Genomic DNA, 25,260 nt, shown 5'->3' with positions numbered 1-25,260 from the left:
CGTGCGCACCGAGCGCACGGGCCGCCGTCGTCGTCCCGAGGTAGTGCAGACCGTGCCGAGGTAGTTCGGGTCGTGCCGAGGTAGTGGGGACCGTGCCGTGGTAGTTCGGGTCGTGCCGAGGTAGTCGGGACCGCGCCGAGGTAGTCGGGACCGCGCCGAGGTAGTCGGGACCGCGCCGAGGTAGTCGGGGCCGTGACGAGGTAGTGCAGACCGTGCTGAGGTAGTTCGGGTCGTGCTGAGGTAGTCGGGACCGTGCCGAGGTAGAGGGGACCGTGCTGAGGTAGTGCAGGCCGTGCCGAGGTAGTGCGCGGCCGAAGGGCGTCAGCGGACGTCGGTGCCGTTCTCGCAGGCGCCGAGCCTGCCCCCCGGTCGCCGCTGTCCACAGCTGGCCGGCAGCCGGGACGACGCCGCAGCGCAGGGCGCGACTCTCGTCGCATGACAGAAGCTGATCACCTCCCGGCGATCCGACGCGTCGCCGCGATCCTCGACCTGATGAACGCCCCGGACTCGCCGCTGCGCTCGATGCGCTCGGCCGATGCGCCGCATCCGCCGGTCGTGCCGGACGCGCTCGCGCTCGCCCTGGACGACGTCCCCGATGCGACGACGCAGCACGAGACTGCGGTGCTCACGCTCGTGGGGCGGCTCGTCGAGCACACGGCCGCCACGCAGTGGTTCAGCCACGAGACCGCCGCCATGCTGCACGGCGCCTGGACGTTCCGCACGCCCCAGCTGGTTCACGTGACGCACGAGTGGAACCCGCACGTGGATGAGGAACGGGAGCCCTCCGTCCGCCGGCACCACACGCCCATGCCGCCGGCGGACCGGGCGGAAGTCCGCGGGGTGCCTGTGACCTCGCTCGCGCGCACGCTCGTCGACTGCATCCGGACCCTCCCGCGCGACGGCGCGCTCGTGGCGTGCGACTCGCTGTTCAGGCTCGGTGCACGACCTGCCGAGGTCTCGCGCATCATGTCCGCCTCTCGGGGCAAGCGCGGCGTCGTGCAGGCGCGGGAGATCCTTGGGCTGTGCGATCCGCGCTCCGCGTCGCCGGGGGAGACCGTGACGCGGCTCGCCGCCGTCGACGCCGGACTACGCAGACCGGACTGCCAGATCGAGGTCCCGACCACTCACGGCACCTTCTTCGTCGATCTGGGGTGGGAGGACGTCCGGCTCGCTGTGGAGTTCGACGGCGCGCTCAAGTACGACGACGACCCCGAGGTGGTGCGCGCCGTCCAGGCAAGGCGGCAGGCGGCGCTCGAGGCCGCTGGATGGACCGTCGTCCGAGTCCGGTGGGAGGACCTCGGCGACCTGGAGGCGCTGGAGCATCGCCTGCGGCGTGCCTACCTCGCGGCCCGACGCCGCGCCTTGCTCGGGCTGACCGCGTGAGGCGTGGCGCAGCGCGCCGTCGCAGCACGACGGCGGTCGCTCGGGTGAGCGACCGCCGCCGTGACATGACTACCTCGGCACCGCCTCTACTACCTCGGCACGGTCTTGACTACCTCGGCACCGCCTCGACTACCTCGGCACGGTCTCGACTAGTTCGGTGCGGTCTCGACTACCTCGGCATGGCCTCGACTACTTCGGTGCGGTCTCGACTACCTCGGCAGGGTCTCGACTACCTCGGCGGTGGGGCGGGCTGGTCCTGGGGATCCTTCGTCTTCGTCTCCTTGGCGTCCTCCGCGAGGGAGCCGAGGTAGAGGGAGATGACCTTCGGGTCGGACTGGAGCTCGCGCCCCGTGCCGGTGTGGGCGTCCTTGCCCTGGTCGAGGACGTAGCCGCGGTCGCAGATCTGCAGGCAGCGGCGGGCGTTCTGCTCCACCATGATCACGGACACGCCGGCCTTGTTGATCATGCGGGTGCGCAGGAACGTCTCGTCCTGGCGGACGGGGGACAGGCCGGCGGACGGCTCGTCGAGGAGCAGCACGGACGGGTTCATCATGAGCGCGCGTGCCATGGCGACCATCTGCCGCTCGCCGCCGGACATGGCGCCCGCTCGCTGGGTGCGACGCTCGTGCAGGACGGGGAACAGGTCGCGGATGAACGACCACCGCTCCTCGAACGCCTTGGGCCGCAGGTACACCCCCATGCGCATGTTCTCCTCGACGGACAGCGAGGGGAACACGTTGTTCGTCTGCGGGACGAAGCCGACGCCGCGGGCCACGAGGGAGTTCGCCTTCATGCCCGTGATGTCCTCGCCGTCGAGCGTCACCGTGCCGGAGTGGATCTTCACCAGCCCGAACAGCGCCTTGAGCAGCGTGGACTTCCCGGCGCCGTTGGGGCCGATGATGCCGACCAGCTCGCCCTTGCCCACCTCGATCGAGCAGCCGTCGAGGATGTGCACGCCGGGGATGTACCCGGCCACGATGGAGTCGGCCTTCAGGAGCAGCTGCTTGCCCTCGGGCACGCCTCCGTGCGCGTGCGCGGTCAGGGTGTCGGTCATCGCTTCTCCTCCTCGGCCTCGAGGCGGGCCAGGATCTCAGGGTCGAGCAGGGAGTCGTCGCCGAGGTCGGTGTCGTGGTGGGCACCGAGGTACGCGTCGACGACGGCCTGGTCCTGCATCACCGTCCTGGGCGGCCCTTCGGCCACGATCCGGCCCTCCGCCATCACGACCACCCAGTCGGAGATGTGCCGCACGGCGTGCATGTCGTGCTCGACGAACAGCACGGTCATGCCCTCGTCGCGCAGGGCCTGCACGTGCCCCAGCAGGGACTGCACCAGGGCGGGGTTCACGCCCGCCATGGGCTCGTCCAGCATGATCATCGTCGGGTCGGTCATGAGGGCTCGCGCCATCTCGAGCAGCTTGCGCTGCCCGCCCGACAGGGAGCCGGCGAAGTCGTCCGCCTTCGTGTCGAGCTTGAACCGGGCGAGGATCTCCATCGCCTTCTCGGTGGCGGCCTTCTCGTGCGCCCGCCAGGTGAACGGCAGCCACGACAGCCAGAACCGCTCGCCCGGGTTCTTGGGGGCGGCGAGCAGCATGTTCTGCAGCACGGTGAGCCGCGACAGGGCCTTGGTGAGCTGGAAGGTGCGCACCATGCCCAGCTGCGCGACGCGGGCGCCGCTCTTGCCGGCGATCGAGTTCCCCTCGAAGCTCCACCGTCCGCTCTGCGGCGTGTCGAAGCCGGTGAGCAGGTTGAAGAACGTGGTCTTGCCGGCGCCGTTGGGGCCGATGAGGGCGGTGATGGCGCCGCGCTGCACCTCGAGGTGGGCGACGTCCACCGCCGTCATGCCGCCGAAGCGGCGCACGACCTCGTCGGCGACGAGGATCGCGTCCGGCTTGGGCGCCCCGACGACGGCCTCGACGTGCGCGAGGTCGTCGCGGGCCTCCGCCGCGACGGCGGAGGTGGGGGCGACGGCGGCCGCTGCGGCGGCGTCGACGACGGACTGGGGCTGCGGGTCACCGGCGGTCTGGCCGGCGGAGGTCTCTTCGGACATGTCAGCGGACATCGAAGGCCAGCTCCTTCTTGTTCCCGAGGATTCCCTGCGGCCTGAAGATCACGAGGAGCATGAGGGTGATCCCTACCAGCATGCCGCCGATCTGCTCCACGTTGGTGGTGCTGATGATGTCGCCCACGCCGGTGTTCTCGGACAGGGCGCGCATCCCGGTGCGCATGAACATGTAGGCGCCGAAGAAGATCATCGCGCCGAGCACCGGCCCGAAGACGGTGGCGGCACCGCCGAGCAGCAGCACGGTCCACACGAAGAACGTCATGGTGCGGCCCATCGCGTCGGGCGCGATGGTGATCGGCAGGACGTACAGCACGCCGCCGAGCGCCCCGAGCATGCCGCCCAGCACCAGCGACTGCAGCTTGTACGAGTACACGTTCTTGCCGAGGGCGCGCACGGCGTCCTCGTCCTCGCGGATGCCCTTGAGGACACGGCCCCACGGGCTGCGGGTGACGAGCCAGACGAACAGCAGGGCCAGGGCGACGACGCCCCACGCGAAGATGCGGGTCCACCAGGAGTCGGACCCGGTGTTGATGTACTCGAGCGGCCCGATGGAGGTGCGGCCGTCGGGCAGGGGGGACAGGTCCTGGAACGTGCCCTTGTAGTTGCGGCCCTGCAGGCCGGAGGCGCCGCCGGTCCACTCCTGCAGCCACGTGGACCGCCCGATCCAGCGGATGATCTCGGCGGCGGAGATGGTGACGATCGCGAGGTAGTCACCGCGCAGCTGCAGCGTCGGGATGCCCAGCACGAGGGCGAACAGCAGGCCGGCGGCCAGGGCCACGACCAGCGCGAGGAAGAACGGGGCGCCGGCGATGGTCGCGATGCCGAAGCCGTACGCGCCGAGCAGCATGAAGCCGGCCTGGCCCATGTTGAGCAGCCCGGTGTACCCGAAGTGCAGGTTGAGGCCGATCGCCGCGATGGCGTACGCCGCCGTCGTGGGGGCGATGAGCTCGGCGAGCGACTGGGTGAGGATTCTGAGGAACTCGTCCATGGTCGGTCTCCCTTCAGCCGATCCGCTCGCGGCGGCCGAGGATGCCCTGCGGCCTGATCAGGAGCACGAGGATGAGGATCACGAGCGCCGACGCGTAGCGCAGGTCGCTCTGGATCACGAGGTTGGACAGCTCGACGACGAGGCCGATGAGCAGCGACCCCACGAGGGCGCCGAACGCGGTGCCGAGGCCGCCGAGGGTCACGGCGGCGAACATCAGCAGCAGCAGCTGCACGCCGACCTGCCAGTTGAACGACCCGTACGAGATGCCCCACATGAGTCCGGCGAGCGCCGCGAAGGCGGTGGCGAGGACCCACACGATGCGGACCACCTTGTCGGGGTCGATGCCGGTGGCGGAGGCGAGCGCCGGGTTGTCCGACACGGCTCGGGTGGCCCGGCCGAGGCGGGTGCGCGTGAGGAACAGCGCGAACCCGACCAGGCACACCAGCGCGACCACCATCGAGATCCACGAGGTGGTGCTGAGCGTGATCCCCAGGAGGGTCAGCGGCTTGGGGTTGCTCGACAGGATGCGCAGCGAGCCACCGCCGATGAGCAGCTGGATCACGTACTGCAACGTGATCGACAGGCCGATCGAGACGATCATCAGCTGCATCACGGGGGTGCCGCGGCGCCGCAGCGGCCGCCAGATGGCGGCGTCCTGCGCGAGGCCGGTGAGGGCGCAGATGGCGATGGTCAGCGCGCCGCCGAGCCAGATCGACATCCCCCACTGGTTGATGGCGATGAAGCCGAGCGCCGCGCCCAGGGCGAACTGCTCGCCGTGCGCGAAGTTCGACAGGCCCGTGGTGCCGAAGATGAGGTTCAGCCCGATGGACGCGAGGGCGAGCAGCAGGCCGAACCGGATGCCGGAGCCGAACTGCTGCCAGACCTGGCCCCAGGTCAGCGCGCGCTGCGAGGCGTCGCCCTCAGGGGCGGTGCTCACGCTGTCGCCCTCGGTGGTCGTCCCGTCGTCGCCGGGCGCGCCCGTCGTGGAGTCGGCCGAGGGGCTGGCCTCGCCCTGCGGCTCGCCGCCGAGGAGGAACGCCGCGCGGCCGGTCCCGCCCGTCTGGGCGACGACCTCCGTCGTCGTCTCCGCGGGGGGAGCCTGGCCGGCGGGCAGCGAGTCCGGGTCGAGGGTGACGGTGTACCTGCCGACCTCGGTCACCGGCACGGAGATGCGTTCCGTGGTGGTGGTGATCGTCTCGTCGAACCCGCCGGGTCCGGTGATCGTCAGCGTGGCGTCCGCGACCGGTTCGCCCGCCTCGTCGACCACCCGGACGGCGATGCACGCCGTGGTGTCGTCGGGCTGGCAGTCGGTTGCGATCTCGGCGGCGGTGCTGATGCTGCCGGCGGCGCGGCTGGTGTGCGCCGCGGTGTCCGCGCCGGGGCTCGCCTGTGCGGGTGGCAGGGCGAGCACCACAGGTGCGAGGGCGATCGCGAGCGCTGCCACGGTGCGGCGCAGCACGATCCCCCTGGTCGGTCGGTCCGTCGTCATCGGCCGGGTCCTCCGTAGGTCGGTGTCGTTCCCCGGGCGAGCCCGGGGTACCACCCGCTCGCCCCGTCGATGCACGGACACTAAAGGCCCCATGTATCCGCGGGGTTTCGCGAGCGTGCCGTGAGTGTAGCCACGAAAATGTGACCCACCTGACAGATCTAGGTCACAGTCGTGCATCACGCGCGGATCCGGGCCCGCGCCCGGCGGCACCTAGGCTGGCCGGGTGCCCGACGACCTGACGCCTGCCGCCGACCCGACCACCACCGCGGGGGACGCCGCCCCGGACGCCACTCCGGACGCCGCCTCGACGGCATCGGTCGGCGCCCCTGCTGACGCACCGGCCCAGGCGCCTGTCGCGGAGCGGCGCCCGACCGTCCGCTCGCACCACGGCGACGACGTCGTCGACGACTACGAGTGGTTGCGCGACAAGGAGTCGCCCGAGGTCCTGGCGCACCTGGCGGCGGAGAACGCGTGGACCCAGGCGCAGCTGGCGCACCTCGCGCCGCTGCGGCAGGACGTGTTCGGCGAGATCAAGGCCCGCACCCAGGAGGCCGACCTGTCCGTCCCCGTGCGGATGGGTGCCTTCTGGTACTACACGCGCACCGAGGAGGGGCGGCAGTACGCGATCCACGCCCGCGTCCCGGCGGCCGGCGAGTGGGCGCCGCCGAGCATCGAGCCCGGCACGGTGCCGGCGGGCGAGCAGGTGCTGCTCGACCAGAACGCCGCCGCCGCGGGTCACGACTTCTTCTCGTTGGGCTCGTTCGACGTGTCCGAGGACGGCGCCCGGCTCGTGTACGCCGTCGACACGACGGGCGACGAGCGGTTCGTGCTGCGCGTGCGGGACCTCGCGACGGGCGAGGACCTGCCCGACGTCGTCGAGGACACCTTCCCCGGCGCGGTCCTGACCCCCGACGGCCGGTACGTCTTCTACCCGACGGTCGACGACGCCTGGCGGCCGTACCGCGTGTGGCGGCACGAGGTGGGGACCCCGGCGGCCGACGACGTCCTCGTGCTCGAGGAGCCCGACGAGCGGTTCTGGGTGGGCGTGGGGCTCACCCGGTCGCGCCGGTACCTCGTCGTCGAGCTGGGCTCGAAGACGACCAGCGAGGCCCACGTGCTCGAGGCGGACGACCCGACCGGCGAGCTGCGCGTCGTCTGGGCGCGTCGCGACGGCGTCGAGTACACGGTCGAGCACGCCGTCCTGCCCGGCGGCGACGGCGAGGGCGAGGGCGGTCGGGACGCGCTGCTCGTGCTGCACAACGACGGCGCGGAGAACTTCGAGCTGGTGACCACGGACGTCCCGGCGCGGGGTGCCGCCACGCCCCTGGACCCCGCGGCCGCGCGCGTCGTCGTGCCGCACGACCCCGCCGTGCGGCTCGACGGCGTGGACGCGTTCGCCGGCCACGTGGTGCTGAGCCTGCGGCGGGAGGCGCTGCCGCGGGTCGCCGTCGTCGACCTTGCCGACACCTTTGCCGACTCCCTTGCCGACACCTTTGCCGACACCGCCCGCACGACGGCGGACCAGCCGTGGGCGGCGCACGAGATCGACGTCGACGAGCCGCTGTTCTCCGTCGCCCTGGACACCAACCCGACGTGGGAGCAGCCGCTGCTGCGGGTGCAGCACACGTCGTTCGTCACGCCGGCCACGGTGGTGGACGTCGACCTCGCCACGGGTGAGCGGCACGTGCGCAAGCAGCAGCCGGTGCTGGGCGGCTACGACCCGGCGGACTACGTGCAGCGCCGCGAGTGGGCCACCGCCGAGGACGGCACCCACGTGCCGATCAGCCTCGTGTGGCGGCGGGACGCCGTGACGCTCGACGGCTCGGGCACCCGGGCGGAGCCTGCCCCGCTGCTCCTCTACGGGTACGGCGCCTACGAGTCGAGCATCGACCCCTACTTCTCCGTGCCGCGCCTCAGCCTGCTGGACCGCGGCGTCGTGTTCGCCGTCGCGCACGTGCGTGGCGGCGGCGAGCTGGGACGGCACTGGTACGACGACGGCAAGCTGGCGCACAAGACGCACACGTTCACCGACTTCGTCGCGTGCGGACGCCACCTCGTCGAGACCGGGTGGACCGCGCCGGAGCGGATGGTCGCCGACGGCGCGAGCGCGGGCGGCCTCACCGTCGGCGCGGCGCTCAACCTGGCTCCCGGGCTGTTCGCCGGCGTGCTCGCCGGGGTGCCGTTCGTCGATGCCCTGACGTCGATGCTCGACCCGTCGCTGCCGCTCACGGTCGTCGAGTGGGACGAGTGGGGCGACCCCCTGCACGACGCCGAGGTCTACGCCCGCATGAAGGCGTACAGCCCGTACGAGAACGTGCCCGACGACGCCAGCGCCTACCCCCGGGTGCTCGCCACCACCTCGCTGCACGACACGCGCGTGCTGTACGTGGAACCGGCGAAGTGGGTGGCGCGGCTGCGCGCCGCCGGTGCCCCCGCGCTGCTGAAGATCGAGATGTCCGCCGGGCACGGCGGCGTGTCCGGCCGGTACGCCCGCTGGGAGGAGATCGCGTTCGAGCACGCGTGGACGCTCGACGTGCTGGGCGCCGCCCGGGGGTGAGATCGGGCGTGTCGGATCTCATAGGCGCCCGCTGGAACGGCGGGCTGGCCCGGGACGTCGTAACGTCGCGGGGCCGGGGTCGTGTGGCCCCGGCCTAGTCGTCGAGAGCCGGCTCCGTGCGGCACGCACGACCGGTCGTCTGGAGCTCGTGTGTCAGGGAACGCCACCACCAGGTTCGCCAACGTCTCGTTGCTGGCCGTGACCAGCCGCCTGCCGTCCGGCGTCCGGACGTCCGCGGCGGTGCAGGAGCGGCTCGCCCCGGCGCTGCGCCGGTTGCGGCTGCCCGGCACGCTGCTGCAACGGGTGGCCGGAGTGCGCGAGCGGCGAGCCTGGACCGCGGGCGAGGACGTGGACGACGCGACCGTCGCCGCGGGGCAGGAGGCGCTGCGCGTCGCGGGGGTCGAGCCCGCCGACGTCGGCCTGCTGATCAACACCTCCGTGACGCGTCGCCACCTCGAGCCCTCCGTCGCGGTCCGGCTGCACCACGGCCTGGGGCTGCCGTCGTCCGCCGTGAACTTCGACGTCGCGAACGCCTGCCTCGGCTTCATCAACGGCATGAGCCTCGCCGCCGGGATGATCGACTCCGGTCAGGTCCGCTACGCCGTCGTCGTCGACGGCGAGGACGCCGACGTCATCCACGACCGCACCATCGAGCGGCTCCTGCGCGCCGACCGCACCCGCGACGACTTCATGCAGGAGTTCGCGTCGCTCACCCTCGGCTCCGGCTCCGCCGCCGCCGTGCTCGGACGCGCGGACGAGCACCCGCAGGGCCACCGCGTGCTCGGTGGCGTGACACGCGCCGCGACGAAGTTCCACGACCTGTGCGTCGGCAGCACCGAGGGCATGTTCACCGACGCGAAGGCGCTGCTCGAGGGCGGCCTCGAGCTCGTCGTCGACGCGTGGAAGGACGCCGTCGCCGACTGGGACTGGGCACGCATGGACCGGTACGTCACGCACCAGGTGTCGCGCGTGCACACGAACGCGATCGTCGAGGCCGTCGGCCTGGACCGCTCCAAGGTGCCGACGACCTACGAGCGCCTGGGCAACGTCGGGCCCGCGTCGGTGCCGATCACCCTGGTGGAGCAGCAGGACACCCTGGACGCCGGGGACCGGGTGCTGCTCATGGGCGTCGGCTCGGGCATCAACACCGCCATGCTGGAGCTCGCCTGGTGACGGGCACGACCCCCACCCCGACCGCACCCCGTCCCGCCGACACCGTCCCCCCGGGCCTGCCCGGGCTCGACCCGCGCCACAGCCACGTGCTGACCGACGCGCGCGGCGGGTCGTGGCACTACCTCGACAACGGCCCCGAGCTCGCGGCCCGCCTCGGCCCGGGCGTCGAGCCCGTCGGCACCGTGCTCGCGGTGCACGGCAACCCCACCTGGTCCTACCTGTGGCGCCGGCTCGTCACCGACGCCGTGGACGCGGCGGTCGCCGGTGCGCCGGCCTGGCGCGTCGTCGCCGTCGACCAGCTCGAGATGGGCCTCTCCGGCCGCACGGGCGAGCACCGGACGCTCGCCCGTCGCGTCGCCGACCTCGGCGCGTTCACCGACGCCCTCGGCCTGACCGGGCCCGTCGTGACCCTCGGCCACGACTGGGGCGGCGTCGTGTCGCTCGGCTGGGCCGTGGACCACCCCGACCAGCTCGCCGGCGTCGCGCTGCTCAACACCGCCGTGCACCAGCCCGACGACGCGCCCGTCCCCGCGCCGCTGCGGCTCGCCCTCGCCGGCCCCGTGCACCGGCTCGGCACGCGCACCACGCGCGCCTTCCTCGAGACCACGCTCGCGCTGGCGCGCCCGCGACTGGCCCACGACGTCGCGCAGGCCTACCGCCTGCCGTACCTCACCGCCGCCGAGCGTGACGGCATCGAGGGCTTCGTCGCCGACATCCCCGTCGACGACGCGCACCCCAGCGCGGCCGAGCTGCACCGCGTCGCCGCGGGCGTCGCCCGGCTCTCCGTGCCCGCCGTCCTGCTGTGGGGCCCGCACGACCCGATCTTCTCCGACCGCTACCTCGACGACCTCGTCCACCGGCTGCCGCACGCGCACGTGCACCGGTTCGGGGACGCCGGGCACCTGATCGCGGAGGACGCGGACTGGACGCCTGCTGTGCTCCGGTTCCTGGCTGGGGTGCTGTCGGCGGAGGGGTCGGGAACCTCGTCCGAGTCCTCGCCGTCGTTCGTGCCGCTGTGGGCCAGGCTGGACGCGCGGGCGGACGACGACGGCCCGGCCGTGCTGGACATGTCCGACGACGGCGCCGACGGGCAGCCGTTCGTCGCGAGCTGGCGGGCTCTGGACCGCCAGGTGCGACGCGTCGCGTCGGGGCTGCACGGCATCGGCGTGCGCCGGGGCGACCGGGTGTCGCTGCTGGTCGAGCCCGGCCCGACGCTGACCGCGCTGGTGTACGCGTGCCTGCGGATCGGCGCCGTCGTCGTGGTGGCCGACGCCGGCCTGGGCGTGCGCGGGCTGACGCGCGCGCAGCGGGGAGCGTGGCCGCGGTTCGTCGTCGCGCAGCGGAAGGGGCTCGCCGCCGCGCGGGCGCTGGGCTGGCCCGGGGTGCGCATCTCCGCCGACCCCCTGGCCCCGCCGGTGCGGCGGGCGCTCGGCGTCGCGCACGAGCTCGTCGACGTCGCCCGGGCAGGCGACGGCCAGCCGCTGCCGCCCGAGCCCGGCCCGCACGACGAGGCCGCCGTCCTGTTCACGTCGGGCTCGACGGGCCCGGCCAAGGGCGTCGTCTACCGGCACGCCGAGCTGTCCGCCCTCCGCGACGCGATCGCCGCCCACTTCGACGTCGGGCCCGACACAGGCCTGGTCACCGGGTTCGCGCCGTTCGCGCTGCTCGGGCCAGCCCTCGGCACCCGGTCCGTCACGCCCGTGATGGACGTGTCGGCGCCCCGGACGCTCACCGCGCGAGCCGTGGCCGACGCCGTACGGGCCTCCGACGCCCGGATCGTCTTCCTGTCCCCGGCGGCGATCCTCAACGTCGTCGCCACGGCCGACGCGCTGGACGACGCCGACCGCGCCGCCCTCGCGCGGGTGCGCACGTTCCTCTCGACCGGCGCACCCATCTCCGCCGAGCTGCTCGGCTCGGCGCAGGCGCTCATGCCCGCGGCGACCGCCCACACCCCGTACGGGATGACGGAGTGCCTGCTCGTCACCGAAGTCACCCTCGACGGCATCCGGGACGCCGCCACGGCGCCCGACGACGGCGTCTGCGTCGGCACCCCCGTGGGTGGTGGCGAGGTGCTCGTCAGCGCGCTCGACGACGACGGCGCCGCCACCGGCGAGCCGTCCTCCGCCCCCGGCGTGCTCGGGGAGGTGCTGGTGCGCGCCCCCCACCTCAAGGAGCGCTACGACCGCCTCTGGCTCACCGACCTGGCCGCCGAGCGCGACACCCCGCCGGGACGCTGGCACCGCACGGGCGACGTCGGGCACCTGGACGACCAGGGGCGCCTGTGGATCGAGGGCCGCCTCGCGCACGTGCTCCGCACCGCCGGCGGCCCGCTGGCCCCCGTAGGCCCGGAGCAGCACGTGGAGCGGGTGGCGCAGGTGCGCCGCGCGGCCGTCGTCGGCGTCGGGCCCGCGGGAGTGCAGCAGCCGGTCGCCGTCGTCGAGACGGTGGACCGGGCGCGCCGCCCCGCTCTCGCCCCCGAGGCGCTCGCGGCCGCGGTCCGCGCCGCGTCGCCGGTCCCGCTCGCGGCCGTCCTCGTGGTGCCGCGCATGCCGACCGACGTGCGGCACAACTCCAAGGTCGACCGGGCCCGCCTCGCGCGGTGGGCGGACGGCGTGCTCACCGGCGGACGGATGGGGGCGCCGTGACCAGGCCGACGGTCCTCGTGACCGGCGCGTCCGGGCTGCTCGGGGGCGCGGTGGCCCGCGCGCTCGTGGCCCGCGGCGACGACGTCCGCACGCTGCAGCGGCGGCCGTCCGGCGTCCCGGGCGCGCACGACGTCGCGGGGTCCGTGACGGACGCGGACGTCGTCGCGCGCGCCGTCGAGGGCGTCGACGCCGTCGTGCACCTCGCGGCGAAGGTGTCCCTCGCCGGGTCCCCGGCGGAGTTCCACGACGTGAACGTCGGCGGGACGCGCGCCCTGCTCGACGCGGCCGGGCACGCCGGCGTCGGACGGTTCGTCCAGGTGTCGTCCCCGTCCGTCGCCCACCTGGGGACGTCGCTCGTCGGCGTCCCGGCGACCCCCGCCGACCCGGACCGTGCCCGGGGCGAGTACGCGCGCACGAAGGCGGCCGCCGAGGTGCTGGCCCTGGGCCGGGACGGTGCTGGCGGCGCTTCCGGGACCCGCGTCGTCGCCGTGCGTCCGCACCTCGTGTGGGGGCCGGGGGACACCCAGCTCGTCGAGCGCGTCGTGGACCGTGCCGCACGGGGCCGGCTGCCGCTGCTGGGTCACGGCGCCGCGCTCATCGACACCCTGTACGTGGACAACGCCGCCGACGGCATCCTCGCCGCCCTCGACCGGCTGGCCGACGCCCCGGACCTCGTGGGCGGCCGCGCGTACGTGCTGACCAACGGCGAGCCCCGCACCGTGGCGGACCTGCTGACCGGTATCTGCCGCGCCGCCGGCGTGACGCCGCCGGTCTGGCACGTGCCCGCGGGGCTGGCGCGCGCCGTGGGCGGGCTCGTCGAGACCCTGTGGCGGGTCCGTCCCGGCGTGGACGAGCCGCCGATGACGCGTTTCCTGGCCGAGCAGCTGTCCACCGCGCACTGGTTCGACCAGCGGGCCACGCGCCACGACCTGCGCTGGGTGCCCGCCGTGAGCGTCGACGAGGGCCTGCGGCGGCTGGCGGCGCACTACGAGGGCACGCGCGACGGCGACACGCCGTCGCCAGGTGAACAGCAGGTGAACAGTCCCATAACAGTTCACCGAGCGGACCCCTGACGGTCGATCTCCCCAGGTTCACCCTCCACGATGGGTGCCGTGACCGAGACGCTTCTGCTCGCGCTCGTCGTCGTGACGGCCCTCGCGTTCGACTTCACGAACGGGTTCCACGACACGGGCAACGCGATGGCTACCTCCATCGCCACCCGAGCCCTCAAGCCCCGGACCGCCGTCGCGCTGTCCGCCGTCCTCAACCTCGTCGGCGCCTTCCTCTCCCTCGCCGTCGCCGCCACGATCGCCAAGGGCATCGTCGACGCCGGGGTGATCACGCTCCCCGTGGTCCTCGCCGGGCTCGTCGGCGGGATCGTGTGGAACCTCATCACCTGGCTGTTCGGCATCCCCTCCAGCTCCTCGCACGCCCTCGTGGGCGGCATGGTGGGCGCCGTGCTCGCCGCCGTCGGCACGTCGGGCGTGCTGTGGGCCGGCGTCGTGGCCAAGGTGCTGGTGCCCGCCCTCATCGCCCCCGTCGTCGCGATCGCGGTGGCCGGCCTCGGCACGTGGCTCGTGGCCCGGCTGACGCGCGGCGTGCCCCAGGACGTGACGAGCCGCGGCTTCCGCTGGGGCCAGATCGGCTCCGCGTCGCTCGTCTCGCTGGCGCACGGCACCAACGACGCGCAGAAGTCGATGGGCATCATCCTGCTCGCGCTCATCGCGGGCGGCGCCGTGCCGGCCGACTCGAACGTGCCGTTCTGGGTCATCCTCAGCTGCGCGCTCGCCATGGCGCTCGGGACCTACCTGGGCGGCTGGCGCGTCATCCGCACGCTCGGCAAGGGCCTGGTCGAGATCGACACCCGCCAGGGCATGGCCGCGGAGACGTCCTCCGCCGCCGTCATCCTGCTGTCCAGCCACTTCGGCTTCTCCCTCTCCACGACGCACGTCGCCACCGGTTCCGTGCTCGGCTCCGGCGTCGGGATGCCGGGCGCCAAGGTGCGCTGGAGCGTCGCGGGACGCATGTTCGTGGCCTGGATGGTCACCCTCCCGGCGGCCGGCCTCGTCGGCGCGCTGTGCCACTGGCTCGAGTCGGCGATCGGCGGCGCGGCCGGCACGATCGCCGTCTTCGCGCTCCTCGTCGTCGTGTCCACCGCCATCTGGCTGGTCTCGCGGCGCAAGCCGGTGGACCACACCAACGTCAACGAGGCCTGGGACGAGGAGAAGGGCGCCTCGATCGAGGCCGTCGCCGCCACCACGGGTGCGGCCGGTGGCGAGCGCGTCGGCCCGGTCCCGGCCGTCGCCACCGCGTCGTCCGTCGGACCTGCGGTCAGCGCCGTGGGCACCGTGTCGAACCAGAAGGTGGGAGCATGACCGACTTCATCGAGTGGGGCGCCCTCGGCCAGGTGCTCGTCGCCGGGCTGATCGTCGGCGCCGGCATCCCCGCCCTCTTCGCGCTGGGGCTGCGCCTGCTGGCGGGCACGACCACCGAGCCGTCCGCCCCGTCCGCCGGGGCGTCGTCCGACGCGGACCGCTCCGCGCCGCGGGCCATCGCCATCCCTCGCCCCACGCCGGCGCGCCTCGCGGGCGCCATCGCGTGCCTGGGCGTCGTCGTCGGCGCCATCGCCTTCGGCCTGGTCTTCCTCGTCTCCGGCGGTCACTGACCGGTCGTCCTCGTGGACCCGGGAGCATCCCGGGGTCCGGTTCGACGCCCGCCGGTCGCCGATCGCGTCCTCGCGGTCGGCGTCCGGCCGCGCGCGACCCTCTCGGCGCCTGCGTCGCGCCCCCTCCGTGCAGATATTGCACGACGGTCCTCACGGCCGCCGACATCGGGTTTGATCGGGCGTGCGCCCTCGTTCGCGGGAGCGCTGCACCACCTCGGTGGTGCCACGTCGCCGCGGAGGCCTGCGCGGTCGGGTGCTCCCCCCGCCCCGACCCCAGGCCTCCGCGGTCGCTCGTCGGCGGAGGACCGGGCTGGAGGTGTCGATGGCCAGCGAGGGAGCGCCATGGGTGGCTCCACCCGTGTGCACGACGTGGGACCTCCGCCGGAGCGACCCGTGGTTTCCCGTCGACGAGCTGCGCCCGGGGGCCGCGGAACAGGGCAAGCTGCTGTGCGGGCTGTGCCCCGTGCTCACGCGGTGCTTCCGAGAGGTGATGGCCCTGGAGCGGGGTCTTCGTGCGCGCCACCGGTTCGGGGTGTGGGCCGGGCTGGACCCCGAGGAGCGTGCGCGCCTGGACGAGTCGGCCGGACACAGGACCTCGCCTCCGGCCCGTGCACGCCGGTCGGCTCAGGACTGCGCGTGACGGGCGAGCTCCTCATCGCCGTCGGCGCCGCGGGCGTCGTCGTGACGTACAGCGGCACCGGGTGGCCGCGGGGCATCCGCGTCCTTACGGTGCTGGTCGCGGTGCTGGCAGCTCTCCTGCTCGCAGGCAGCGCGCACCACGGTGCCGGATCGTGGGGGACCGGGTGGGGCACTGGCTCCTGGGAGACCTGCTCGTGGCTCCCGCTGGCCCTGTACGTGTCGCTGGTGCTCGTCGGGGTGCCGCTGGTGCGCGTCGTCGGGCGGCGTGCCGGCACCCGCGCCCGCCGACGGCACTGACGTATCGGCGGGCGGGGCGGGCGCCGTCGCTCAGGTCACGCCCTGGATCCCGGGGCAGGCCGCCCGCGGATCGTCCGTTCCCGCGGCGATGGACCGGAAGGCCGCAGCGGCCTCCGGGTCGCTGCACCCGCCGGGCGAGTAGCCGCGCAACGCCAGGAACCCGGCCGCGGCGACGGCCTGCACGCCCGTCGCCGTGGCCTTGTCGGCCAGGCGGGCGAGCTGGGTGAGCCCGGCGGTCGCGTCGAGGAGGCGCCCGTACAGGGCACCCGGTGTCCCCGCCCCGCTGAGCACCAGCTCGAACGCCTGCACGCCACGCATCACGCCCTGGTGGTAGGCGTGACCCTCGTGGTCGTGGGTCTCCCGCATCCGTGTCACGTAGGACGCCAGGCTGGCCCGCAGTCCCTGGACCGCTTCGTCGGCCACCGGCAGCTGATCGATCGACATCATGTGCACCTCCGTGCCCAACCTCGCGCACCCACGGCCGTTCTGGCGGCTCGTTGCAGGATCTGCACGGAGGTGGCGAACTGCTCCGGGTCTGCATCGTGCGTGCTGAATTGATCCTCAAAGCCCGTCTTTGAGGATCAATTCAGCACGGACGTTGCCACCGGCGGGGGTCAGCCGGTGAGTCCGGCCTTCGCCGCGAGCACGCGCCGCGCAGCCGCGTCGACCTTCTTCGCGAAGGCCGGGTCCGTGCGGGCCTTCGCCACGAGGGCGTCCGCCATCGCCGGGGCGACGGAGGGGTCCGCGGAGGCCAGCACCAGGTCCACGCCGGCGTCGACGGCGTCGACCGCGCGCCTGCCGGGCGACCAGCCCTGCACCTGGGCGGCGGCCGACAGGTCGTCCGTCATGACGACGCCGTCGAACCCGAGGTCCCCGCGCAGGAGGCCGTCGACGACGACGGGCGAGAAGGCAGCCGGGGCGTCGGGGTCGATCCGGTCGTACACGGCGGTCGACATCATCACGTACCGCGCGCCCGCGTCGATGCCGCGCGCGAAGACCCGCACGGAGTCGGAGTCGCGGGTGGTGACGTCGTCGGTCACGTGCGTCGTGGTGTCGGTGTTCGTCGTGACCCGGCCGAGGCCCGGGAAGTGCTTGATCACCGGCTCTACCCCGGCGGCGCGCTGCCCGGCGCTGAACGCGTTCGCCGAGCTCACCACGGTCTGCGGGGTGAAGCCGTAGTTGCGCTGGAACGCGCCGACCGGCGGGTTGTCCGCGGCGTCCGCCTCGTCGACCAGGTCCATCACGGGGGCGAGGTTGAGGTTGACGCCCGCGGCGGCGAGCTCGTCGCCCCACCCCCGCGCGCGCCGGCGCAGGGTGGCCGGGCTCCACGTGGCCTGCTCCGTGGCCTCCGGGATGTCGGAGAATCCGGGCCCCCGCAGCACCTGGACCTTCCCGCCCTCCTGGTCGGTCGCCACGAGGAGCGGCGTGCCGTGCGTCGAGCGCCGGGACACCAGGGCCGTGTACTCGTCCACCAGCTCGCGGGTCGCGGCCACGCCCGCCGTGCTGCGGCCGTGCAGGAAGAGGTTGCCCACGTGCTTGTCGCGGATCGCCTCGGCGCTCACGGCGGCGGGGTCGCTCACCGACACCCCGACCATGACCAGCTGGCCCGCCTTCTGCTCCCACGTCCAGCCGGCGAGCGGGTCGTCGGCCGGCTCGGACGGACCGGTGCTGGACGGGGCCGGGCTCGGCGTCGTCGTCCCGGTCGTCGTCCCGGTGGGTGCCGGGGAGGAGGTCGGGGACGGCGTCTGCTCCGGGGACGCCGGGGCGCTCGTGCCGGACGGCGCGGACGACGTCGCCGGGGCCGACGTCGGCTCGCTCCCCGGCCCGGAGCAGGACGCGAGGACGGCGACGGCGGCGAGCAGCGCGGCGACGCGCGCCGCCCGCCGACGGACGATCACGCGCGTCGGGCAGGGGCACCGTCGCGGTGGGCGAGGGTGGCGAGCGCGTCCTGCCAGTGGGCCTGCGAGCCGCTCGCGTGCTGGGCCGTGTCGATGTTCTCCTGCCGCACGGAGACGACCGTACCCGTTTCGTCCGCTTCGAGCACGATGCGGATCTCGTGATAGTTGTCGGGCACGTCCTCGAGCTCGGACAGGGGCGAGAAGTGCGTGAAGTGCAGCAGCCGGGGACGGTCGACCGCGATCACCACGCCCTTGTCGGCGAACTGGCGGCCGAAGAAGTGGCCCTCGAACGTGACGGGGCTGCCCGGCTGGAAGTCCGTCTCGATGTTCGCGCCCAGCATCCACCGCGCGCCGGGATGCATGAGCTCCGCCCACACCCGCTCGGGCGGCTGGGTCACGTGGATCGACGCCTCCGCGACGTGGGGGTAGCGATGGGGGGACGCGCCGCTGGGGCTGGTCATGGGGTTTCCTTCCGCCGGCTCCGGTTCGCCTCGACCCTATGTCCGCCTCGGCCTGCTGTCTGCCTCGTTCTCGCCTCCGCCTCCGCCGGGCGCGTCGCGCCGCAGCCGCCGCACCAGGTCGAGCACGTCGTCGACGGACTGCGCGGGGTCGGTGACGGGGGCCTGCACGTGCCGCACGAGGCCCGCCGGGTCCACCAGGAGCGTGACCCGCTTGAGCCGGTCGGCGCCGCCCGCACGGAAGACCGGCAGGCGCAGCGCCGAGGCCGCGAGGCCGTCCTGGTCCGACGCGAGCAGGTACGGCAGGTCGGCGTGCGCCGCGAACGCCGCCTGCTGCTCGGGGTGCTGGGTGCTCACGCCGAGCACCCGTGCGCCGGCCGCCTCCAGGTCGGCGTGCCGGCGGCCGTAGGTGACGCACTCGAGCGTGCAGCCGCTCGTGCCCGGGACCTCGCCCCAGCGCGGCGGATACCCGTGGGTGCCGGGAGCGTAGGCGCCAGGGAAGAAGAACAGCGCGGTCCACCGTTCCGGGTCCACCAGGCGCACCGTGGAGCCGTCGTGCGCCGTGAGCTGGACGTCGGGCACGCGCGCGCCCTCCAGCGCCCGGGCGCGGGCGAGGTCGCCGTCGCCCAGGGTGCCGTCCAGCGTGCCGTCGCCCAGCACGAACCGCGTGCCCCACTCCTGCAGGGCGAGCAGCACCGGCAGCAGACCCTCGCCGCGCGCCGTGAGCCGGTAGTCGTGGCGGGGCGGGCGCTCGGAGTAGGGCACCTTCTCCAGCACGCCGTGCTCGACGAGCGACCCGAGCCGCTCCGTGAGGGCCCGGCGGGACAGGCCGAGCTCGCGGTCGAAGCCTTCGAAGCGGGTGACGCCGGCGGCGGCCTCGCGGACGATCAACAGGCTCTGCCAGTCGCCGACGACGCCGAGGGACTGGGCGATGCCGCACGAGCTGTCGGCAAGGTCCTCGCGGCGCATGGGGGTCATCCTCTCGCTGGGCCGGGGTGCACGTCCATCCCCGGCCATGCTGTAAGTTCCAATCTGAAACTTACTCCGTTCCGACACCCGTACGACCCCGAGGAGGTGGCCGGTGGCCACGAGTGCACGGCCGTTCTGGACCTACTGGGCCGCGAGCACCACCAGCGGCGTCGGCACCGCCGTCACCGCCGTCGCCCTGCCGCTCACCGCGGTGACCGTGCTCGACGCCGGGCCCGTCGAGACGGGCGTGCTCGCCGCGTCGTCGTACCTCGCCTGGGTGGTGCTCGGCCTGCCCGCCGGAGCGATCGTGCACCGGCTCCCGCTGCGCGCCACGCAGGTGGTGGCCGACCTCGTGCGCGCGGCAGCCGTCCTCGCGCTGCCGCTCGTCTGGTGGCTCGGGGACCTCGCGCTCGTGCACCTCGTCCTGGCGGCGCTCGCGGTCAACGTCGCGGAGGTGTTCTTCTTCACCGCCAACACGACCTTCCTGCCCACGGTGGTGCCTCAGCACGAGCTGACCAGCCGCAACAGCCTCGTCTCCGGCACGCAGGCCGCCACCCAGCTCGGCGGGCCGTCGGTGGCGGGCCTCCTCGTGCAGGCCGTGGGTGCGGTGCCGGCTCTGCTGGTCGACGTCGTCTCCTACGTCGTCTCCGCGCTCCTGCTGCGGCGCCTGCCCGAGCGGCGCGAGCCGCCGCTGGGGGACGGCGAGACGCGGCCCGGGATGGGCGCGATGATCGCCGAGGGCTGGCGGTTCGTCGTGCGCCACCCCGTGATGGCGCCCGCCACCTGGTGGGCGTGCGCGGTGAACCTGGTGTGCGGTGTCCAGGCCGGCCTCTTCGCCCTCTACCTGGTGCGCGACCTCGACGCCCCGCCCGCCCTCGTCGGCGTCCTGCTCGCCGCCGACGGCGTGGGCTCGCTGCTGGCGGCCGCCGCGACACCGTGGCTCGTGCGCCGCTTCGGGTCCGCGCGCGTGCTGCTGCTCGACGGCCTGTTCGGCTTCGCCGGGGCGCTGCTGGTCCCGTTCGGCCACGGGGTGGTCGGGTGGCTGAGCTTCGCCGTCGGCACGCTCGTGTTCGGCGCGTCCGTGGTGCCCGGGAGCGTCGTGACGCGCACCTATCGACAGGTGGCCAGCCCGCCCGCGCTGCTGTCCCGCGTGATGGCGACGGTCCGGTTCGTGTCCTGGAGCATGATCCCGCTCGGGTCCTTGGCTGCCGGCGTGCTGGCGGCGCAGGTGGGCAACCGGGCCGTCCTGCTCGGCTCGGCCTTCGTCATGCTGCTGGGCCCGGTCATCGTGGGCCTCAGCCCCGTGCGGAGGCTGCGGGACCTCGAGGACTACGGCGCGGATCAGCCCAGCGCGTGGGACGCGGCCGCGACGAACGCGTCGACGGTCTCCGGGGAGGTGTCCCAGGCGCACATGAGCCGCACCTCGACCCGGTCGGGCGCCTCGCCATCGGCCCAGTCGTAGAAGCGCGCGACGGCGCGCAGGCGCTCGGCGGCGTCGCGGGGGAGCGTCGCGAACACGGCGTTCGCCTCCGTCGGGCGCGTGACGCGCACGCCGTCCGTGCCGTCTGCGCCGGGCAGCCCCTCGAGGCCCGCGCGCAGGCGCGCCGCCATCGCGTTCGCGTGCGCGGCGTTGCGGTGCCACAGCGGCTCGGCGTCGTCCTCCTCGCCGAGCAGCGCGAGCAGCTGCGCGGAGACGAACCGGGTCTTCGACGCCAGCTGCATCGTCGCCTTGCGCAGGAACGGGACGGCGGCCGCGGCCGCTTCGCGGGCGCGTGCCGACGCCGCGTCCGGCGCGTCGCCGGGCCCGAGGACGAGGACGGCCTCACCCAGCATGCCGCCGTTCTTCGCGGCCCCCAGCGAGACGACGTCCACGCCGGCGTCGGTGGTCAGGTCCCGCAGCGAGCAGCCGAGCGTCGCCGCCGCGTTGGCGAGACGAGAGCCGTCGACGTGCACGGCCATGCCCAGGTCGTGCGCGACGTTGGTCAGGGCCCGCAGGTCGTCGAGGGCGTACACCGTGCCGAGCTCCGTGGACTGGGTCAGCGACAGGACGGCGGGGTGCGCGCGGTGCACGTCGTCGCGCTGCCCGGCCCATCGGACGACGTCGTCGGGCGTGATCCGGCCGTCCACGGACGGGCAGGCGAGCAGCTTGAGGCCGCCCACCCGCTCGGGCGCCCCGTTCTCGTCGGTGTTGACGTGTGCGACGTCCGACACGACGACGCCGCCCCAGCGCGGGGACAGCGCCGTGAGCGACACGACGTTCGCGCCCGTGCCGTTGAGCACCGGGAACGCGAGCGCGCCCCCGCCGAACAGGTCGCGCACCCGGGCGTCGAGGCGGGCCGTCCACGGGTCGTCCCCGTACGCGACGGCGTACCCGTCGTTCGCGGCGGCGACCGCGGCCAGCACGTCGGGGTGCGCGGGCGCGTAGTTGTCGGAGGCGAACGGCGGCAGGGAGGTGCGGTGGTCGGTCACGGCCCCCAGGGTAGGCGGGCCCCCGCCCGCCGGCGTAGCGGTTCCTCGTCGTCCTGGCGCACGACGGCGAGGAACCGCTACGTCAGCGACGTGTCGGGTCCCCGCCGGTGGACTCCCGCCACACGACGCGGTGGATCGGCGCGCCCGAGCCTGGACCGGGCTCGCCGCGCACGGCCGCGACCAGCCGGCGCATCGCGGCGCGGCCGGCCTCCGGGAAGTCGACGTCGACGGTGGTCAGCGACGGCATCATGAGCGCGCTCATCTCGAAGTTGTCCCAGCCCGTGACGACGAGGTCGCGCGGGGCCGACCAGCCGCGCTCCGCCGCGCCGCGCAGCACCCCGGCGGCGAGGAAGTCGTTGGCCGCGACCACCGCGACGGGCGGGGCGTCGTCGGGGAGGTCGGCGACGGCGCGGCGGGCGTCCTCGCCCGACCATGAGCCGCCGAGGACGCCGAGGGAGACCACGCCGGGCGTCGCGGGGTCCGCCGCGGCCCGCGCCACCGAGGCGAGGTAGACGTCCCGCCGGGCGCGGGCCGACGCGTACTGCTCGGGCCCGGCGACGTGCACGAACCGGCGGTACCCCGCGGCGACGAGCGTCGCCACGAGCACCTCGACCGTCCGGGCGTCGGCGAGGTCCCCGAGCGTGCGCATCTGCTCGTCGAACGTCGCCTCCGCCACGACCGGCGTGCCACCGTCCGCCGGCGTGCCCGCCGGGTCGGACAGCACCTCCGGCAGCACGGGCACGAGGGTCAGGATCCCTTCGTACTGGCGGCTCGCGGCGAGCTCGCGCACCCGGTCGGACCGCCCTGCGACGGTGTCGTCGTCGGTGTGCGTCTCCATGACGTAGCCCGCGGCCTCCGCCACCTCTCCGGCCCCGGCGAGGAGCCGGAGCTGGTGGTCGAGCGTGGCACCGGTGACCACGGCCAGCCGGCCCGACCGGCGCGTGCGCATCGAGCGAGCGGCGAGGTTGGGCCGGTAACCGATCGACTCCGCCACCCGCAGGACGTGCTCGCGGGTGGCCGCGGAGATCGTGCCCCGGCCCGTGAGCGCGTAGGAGACGGTCGCCTGCGACACCCCGGCGAGGCGCGCGACGTCGCGACTGGTGGGTGGGGTCGGCACCGCCACAGTATGGCCCTCCGTCCGTGCGCCGCTGGTGTCCCGCTTGACAGGGCCGCAGGCCGCCGCCACGCTGGGTGATCGTTCACATGATACGTATCATGTGGAGTCATCACGTGTCGTTCCACCGGAGGAACCATGCTCACCATCGGGATCGTCGGCACGGGCGGGATCGCTCGCGCCCACGTCGCCGGCTATCGGCGCTTCGACGAGGAGTGCGAGATCGTCGCGCTGTGCGACCCGGCTCCCGGGCGGGCCGAGGCGCTGCGCGCGGAGCTCGGGCTCGACGGCGCCCGCGTCTACACCGACGCCGGCGAGATGCTCGCCACGGAACAGGCGATCGGGCGCCTCGACCTCGTCAGCGTCGCGACGCCGCCGTCCACGCACGCCGCGCTGGCGGTCGCCGCGCTGGAGGCGGGCGTCGACGTGCTCGTCGAGAAGCCGATGGCCCCGTCGCTCGAGGAGTGCGACGCGATGATCGCGGCCGCGGAGGCGAACGGCCGGCTGCTGTCGGTCGTCGCGCAGAACCGCTTCCGCGACGACATCGCCACCCTCAAGGAGGTGCTGGACTCCGGCCTCGCGGGCGACGTCACGCACGCGCAGGTCAGCTCGGCCTGGTGGCGCGGCACCGAGTACTACGACCTGTGGTGGCGCGGCACGTGGGAGAGCGAGGGCGGGGGCTGCACGCTCAACCACGCCATCCACCACCTCGACATGACCCTGTGGATGCTCGGCTCGCCGAAGGCCGTCACGGCGGTCCTCACCAACGCGGCCCACGAGAACGCCGAGGTCGAGGACCTGTCCGTGAGCGTGCTGCAGTACGAGCGGGCGCTGGCCGAGGTGACCGCGTCCGTCGTGAGCCACGGCGAGGAGCAGGCGATCGTGGTGCAGGGGCGCCACGCGCGCGTCTCGCAGCCCTGGAAGGTCGTGGCAGAGGCCGCGAACCCCGCCGGGTTCCCGGACCGGGAGGGCGACACCGAGCGGGTCGGCGCCATCGAGGCCGTCGCCGCCGCCCACCGCCCGCTGGCGCACACCGGCCACGCCGGGCAGATCGGCGACATGCTCGACGCCGTGCGCGAGCGCCGTCGTCCCGCCGTCACGGGCGAGGACGGCCGCCGCGCCGTCGAGCTGGTCACCGCGATCTACGAGGCCGGCGTCGAGCGCCGCACCGTGGACCTGCCGCTGCCTCCGGACGACCCGTACTACCGCACGGGCACCCTCGTGGCGCGAGCGCCGCACTTCTTCTCGAAGACGGCGTCCGTGGGCGAGCTGCCCGGCGCGATCACGGTCGGGGCCAAGGCATGAGCGCGCACCCGACGAGCAGTTCGACGAGCACCGCGAGCGGCGCCGCCTACGCCCCGGACCCCGTTCCCGCGCCCGTCGTGGAGCCGGGCGAGTTCGTCTTCGCCGCCACCAGCCTCGACCACGGCCACGTGTACGGGATGTGCGAGGGCCTGGCCGGGGCGGGCGGCACGCTCCGGTGGGTGTACGACCCGGACCCGGCCAAGGTCGAGGCTATGCGCCGCAAGTTCCCCGACGTCCGGGTGGCCCGCAGCGAGGCCGAGATCCTCGACGACGCCGAGGTGCGCCTCGTCGCCGGTGCGGCGGTCACGTCCGAGCGGGCAGCCCTGGGGCTGCGGGTCATCGAGGCGGGCAAGGACTACTTCACGGACAAGGCGCCGCTGACGACGCTCGACCAGCTGGCGGCCGCCCGCGAGGCCACGGCGCGCACCGGCCAGAAGTACGCCGTGTACTACTCGGAGCGCATCCACGTCGAGGCCGCCGTGCTGGCGGACCAGCTGATCGGCCGGGGTGCGGTCGGGCGCGTGCTGCAGGTCATCGGGCTGGGGCCGCACCGCCTCGGCACGGGCCGCCCCGACTGGTTCTTCGAGAAGGAGAGGTACGGCGGCATCCTGTGCGACATCGGGAGCCACAACTTCGACCAGATGCTGCACTTCGCGGGGGCGAAGGACGCCGAGGTCAGTCATTCCGCCGTCGCGAACTACCACCACCCGGACCACCCGGAGCTCGACGACTTCGGCGAGGCCGGCATCGTGATGGACAACGGCGCCACCGGGTACTGCCGGGTGGACTGGTTCACGCCAGACGGCCTGAGCACCTGGGGTGACGGCCGTACCGTCATCCTCGGGACGGACGGGTACATCGAGCTGCGCAAGTACGTGAACGTCGGCACGGGCGAGGGCGGCGGGCACGTGTTCCTCGTCGACGGCGAGGGCGAGCACCACCTGGTCGCGAACGGGCAGGTCGGGTTCCCCTACTTCGGGCAGCTGATCCTCGACTGCCTCGAACGCACCGAGAACGCGATGACGCAGGAGCACGCGTTCAAGGCCGCCGAGCTCAGCGTCCTCGCCCAGCAGGGCGCCCGGATGCTCACGCCCTGACCCGAGCACGCTGTGGGTACGAAACTGGCGGGAATTCGTGACCGAAATACCCC

The 25,260-nt window shown here is 73.9% G+C and carries 21 protein-coding genes and 1 pseudogene; 12 read left to right on the top strand and 10 right to left on the bottom strand.

Annotated elements, in window-relative coordinates:
• The first annotated feature begins 435 nt into the window (after nt 1–435).
• Nucleotides 436–1,383 carry a DUF559 domain-containing protein gene (locus ACWGKI_RS16720; RefSeq protein ID WP_452188451.1) on the top strand — a complete coding sequence of 316 codons (948 nt, stop codon included), beginning with the start codon at nt 436–438 and terminating at the stop codon, nt 1,381–1,383.
• 229 nt (nt 1,384–1,612) lie between these two features.
• On the opposite strand, the gene ACWGKI_RS16715 is transcribed toward ACWGKI_RS16720, so the two are convergent.
• From ACWGKI_RS16715 to ACWGKI_RS16700, 4 genes are read right to left on the bottom strand one after another with little or no spacing between them, the layout of a single operon-like run.
• On the bottom strand, nt 1,613–2,437 hold the full coding sequence (locus ACWGKI_RS16715; RefSeq protein ID WP_380243710.1) for an ABC transporter ATP-binding protein: 825 nt from the start codon (nt 2,435–2,437) through the stop codon (nt 1,613–1,615).
• Nucleotides 2,434–3,441 (bottom strand): ABC transporter ATP-binding protein, encoded by a 1,008-nt coding sequence (locus ACWGKI_RS16710; protein ID WP_452188449.1) that lies wholly within the window; start codon nt 3,439–3,441, stop codon nt 2,434–2,436. Before ACWGKI_RS16710 ends, ACWGKI_RS16715 begins: the two co-directional genes overlap by 4 nt.
• Complete coding sequence (locus tag ACWGKI_RS16705) at nt 3,431–4,432, bottom strand: branched-chain amino acid ABC transporter permease (RefSeq protein WP_380243712.1); 1,002 nt, start codon at nt 4,430–4,432, stop codon at nt 3,431–3,433. Before ACWGKI_RS16705 ends, ACWGKI_RS16710 begins: the two co-directional genes overlap by 11 nt.
• Nucleotides 4,433–4,445: 13 nt before the next feature.
• The gene (locus ACWGKI_RS16700; protein ID WP_452188447.1) at nt 4,446–5,921 is read right to left on the bottom strand and encodes a branched-chain amino acid ABC transporter permease; all 1,476 of its coding nucleotides are present in this window, start codon (nt 5,919–5,921) and stop codon (nt 4,446–4,448) included.
• Between the two features lie 223 nt (nt 5,922–6,144).
• Here ACWGKI_RS16700 and ACWGKI_RS16695 point away from each other — a divergent pair, with 223 nt between their 5' ends.
• The 8 genes from ACWGKI_RS16695 (at nt 6,145) to ACWGKI_RS16660 (ending at nt 15,897) form a co-directional block, all read left to right on the top strand.
• On the top strand, nt 6,145–8,478 hold the full coding sequence (locus ACWGKI_RS16695) for a S9 family peptidase (RefSeq protein WP_452188445.1): 2,334 nt from the start codon (nt 6,145–6,147) through the stop codon (nt 8,476–8,478).
• A gap of 150 nt (nt 8,479–8,628) precedes the next feature.
• Complete coding sequence (locus tag ACWGKI_RS16690) at nt 8,629–9,651, top strand: 3-oxoacyl-ACP synthase III (protein WP_452188443.1); 1,023 nt, start codon at nt 8,629–8,631, stop codon at nt 9,649–9,651.
• Nucleotides 9,648–12,296 (top strand): alpha/beta fold hydrolase, encoded by a 2,649-nt coding sequence (locus ACWGKI_RS16685; protein WP_452188441.1) that lies wholly within the window; start codon nt 9,648–9,650, stop codon nt 12,294–12,296. Before ACWGKI_RS16690 ends, ACWGKI_RS16685 begins: the two co-directional genes overlap by 4 nt.
• Nucleotides 12,293–13,369 (top strand): NAD-dependent epimerase/dehydratase family protein, encoded by a 1,077-nt coding sequence (locus ACWGKI_RS16680; protein ID WP_452188440.1) that lies wholly within the window; start codon nt 12,293–12,295, stop codon nt 13,367–13,369. The genes ACWGKI_RS16685 and ACWGKI_RS16680 overlap by 4 nt, the downstream gene beginning before the upstream one ends.
• A 39-nt stretch (nt 13,370–13,408) precedes the next feature.
• On the top strand, nt 13,409–14,671 hold the full coding sequence (locus ACWGKI_RS16675) for an inorganic phosphate transporter (protein WP_380243718.1): 1,263 nt from the start codon (nt 13,409–13,411) through the stop codon (nt 14,669–14,671).
• Nucleotides 14,668–14,961 (top strand): hypothetical protein, encoded by a 294-nt coding sequence (locus ACWGKI_RS16670; protein ID WP_380243719.1) that lies wholly within the window; start codon nt 14,668–14,670, stop codon nt 14,959–14,961. The genes ACWGKI_RS16675 and ACWGKI_RS16670 overlap by 4 nt, the downstream gene beginning before the upstream one ends.
• Before the next feature lie 322 nt (nt 14,962–15,283).
• Nucleotides 15,284–15,601 (top strand): WhiB family transcriptional regulator, encoded by a 318-nt coding sequence (locus tag ACWGKI_RS16665; RefSeq protein WP_380243720.1) that lies wholly within the window; start codon nt 15,284–15,286, stop codon nt 15,599–15,601.
• A complete protein-coding gene (locus tag ACWGKI_RS16660; protein WP_452188437.1) occupies nt 15,598–15,897 on the top strand; it encodes a hypothetical protein in 300 nt (99 codons plus the stop codon). The genes ACWGKI_RS16665 and ACWGKI_RS16660 overlap by 4 nt, the downstream gene beginning before the upstream one ends.
• A gap of 30 nt (nt 15,898–15,927) precedes the next feature.
• Here ACWGKI_RS16660 and ACWGKI_RS16655 read toward each other — a convergent pair whose 3' ends face one another.
• From ACWGKI_RS16655 to ACWGKI_RS16640, 4 genes are all read right to left on the bottom strand, one after another.
• Nucleotides 15,928–16,341: a hypothetical protein gene (locus ACWGKI_RS16655; RefSeq protein ID WP_452188435.1), complete on the bottom strand. Its 414-nt coding sequence runs from the start codon at nt 16,339–16,341 to the stop codon at nt 15,928–15,930.
• A 170-nt stretch (nt 16,342–16,511) separates the two neighbouring features.
• Complete coding sequence (locus ACWGKI_RS16650; protein WP_452188433.1) at nt 16,512–17,795, bottom strand: glycoside hydrolase family 3 N-terminal domain-containing protein; 1,284 nt, start codon at nt 17,793–17,795, stop codon at nt 16,512–16,514.
• Nucleotides 17,792–18,256, bottom strand: a complete 465-nt coding sequence (locus ACWGKI_RS16645; RefSeq protein ID WP_380243724.1) for an SRPBCC family protein — start codon at nt 18,254–18,256, stop codon at nt 17,792–17,794. The genes ACWGKI_RS16650 and ACWGKI_RS16645 overlap by 4 nt, the downstream gene beginning before the upstream one ends.
• A 36-nt stretch (nt 18,257–18,292) precedes the next feature.
• Nucleotides 18,293–19,222 (bottom strand): winged helix-turn-helix transcriptional regulator, encoded by a 930-nt coding sequence (locus ACWGKI_RS16640; RefSeq protein WP_452188431.1) that lies wholly within the window; start codon nt 19,220–19,222, stop codon nt 18,293–18,295.
• A 112-nt stretch (nt 19,223–19,334) separates the two neighbouring features.
• On the opposite strand from ACWGKI_RS16640, the pseudogene ACWGKI_RS16635 reads away from it, so the two are divergent.
• Nucleotides 19,335–20,534 (top strand): annotated as a pseudogene (locus tag ACWGKI_RS16635) (MFS transporter); the annotation flags it as partial.
• 29 nt (nt 20,535–20,563) lie between these two features.
• Here the strand turns inward: ACWGKI_RS16635 and ACWGKI_RS16630 are convergent.
• Complete coding sequence (locus ACWGKI_RS16630; protein ID WP_452188429.1) at nt 20,564–21,691, bottom strand: threonine aldolase family protein; 1,128 nt, start codon at nt 21,689–21,691, stop codon at nt 20,564–20,566.
• Between the two features lie 82 nt (nt 21,692–21,773).
• Entirely contained in the window at nt 21,774–22,808 is a 1,035-nt protein-coding gene (locus tag ACWGKI_RS16625; protein ID WP_452188427.1) for a LacI family DNA-binding transcriptional regulator, read from the bottom strand.
• A 135-nt stretch (nt 22,809–22,943) separates the two neighbouring features.
• Between ACWGKI_RS16625 and ACWGKI_RS16620 the strand changes: the two genes are divergently transcribed.
• Together ACWGKI_RS16620 and ACWGKI_RS16615 are read left to right on the top strand one after the other, a co-directional pair.
• Nucleotides 22,944–24,110: a Gfo/Idh/MocA family protein gene (locus ACWGKI_RS16620; protein WP_452188425.1), complete on the top strand. Its 1,167-nt coding sequence runs from the start codon at nt 22,944–22,946 to the stop codon at nt 24,108–24,110.
• Nucleotides 24,107–25,207 (top strand): Gfo/Idh/MocA family protein, encoded by a 1,101-nt coding sequence (locus ACWGKI_RS16615; protein WP_452188423.1) that lies wholly within the window; start codon nt 24,107–24,109, stop codon nt 25,205–25,207. The genes ACWGKI_RS16620 and ACWGKI_RS16615 overlap by 4 nt, the downstream gene beginning before the upstream one ends.
• Nucleotides 25,208–25,260 lie beyond the last annotated feature (53 nt).

The sequence above is a fragment of the Isoptericola sp. NPDC055881 genome, from assembly GCF_053615895.1.
This window is presented reverse-complemented; position numbering and strand designations above follow the sequence as displayed.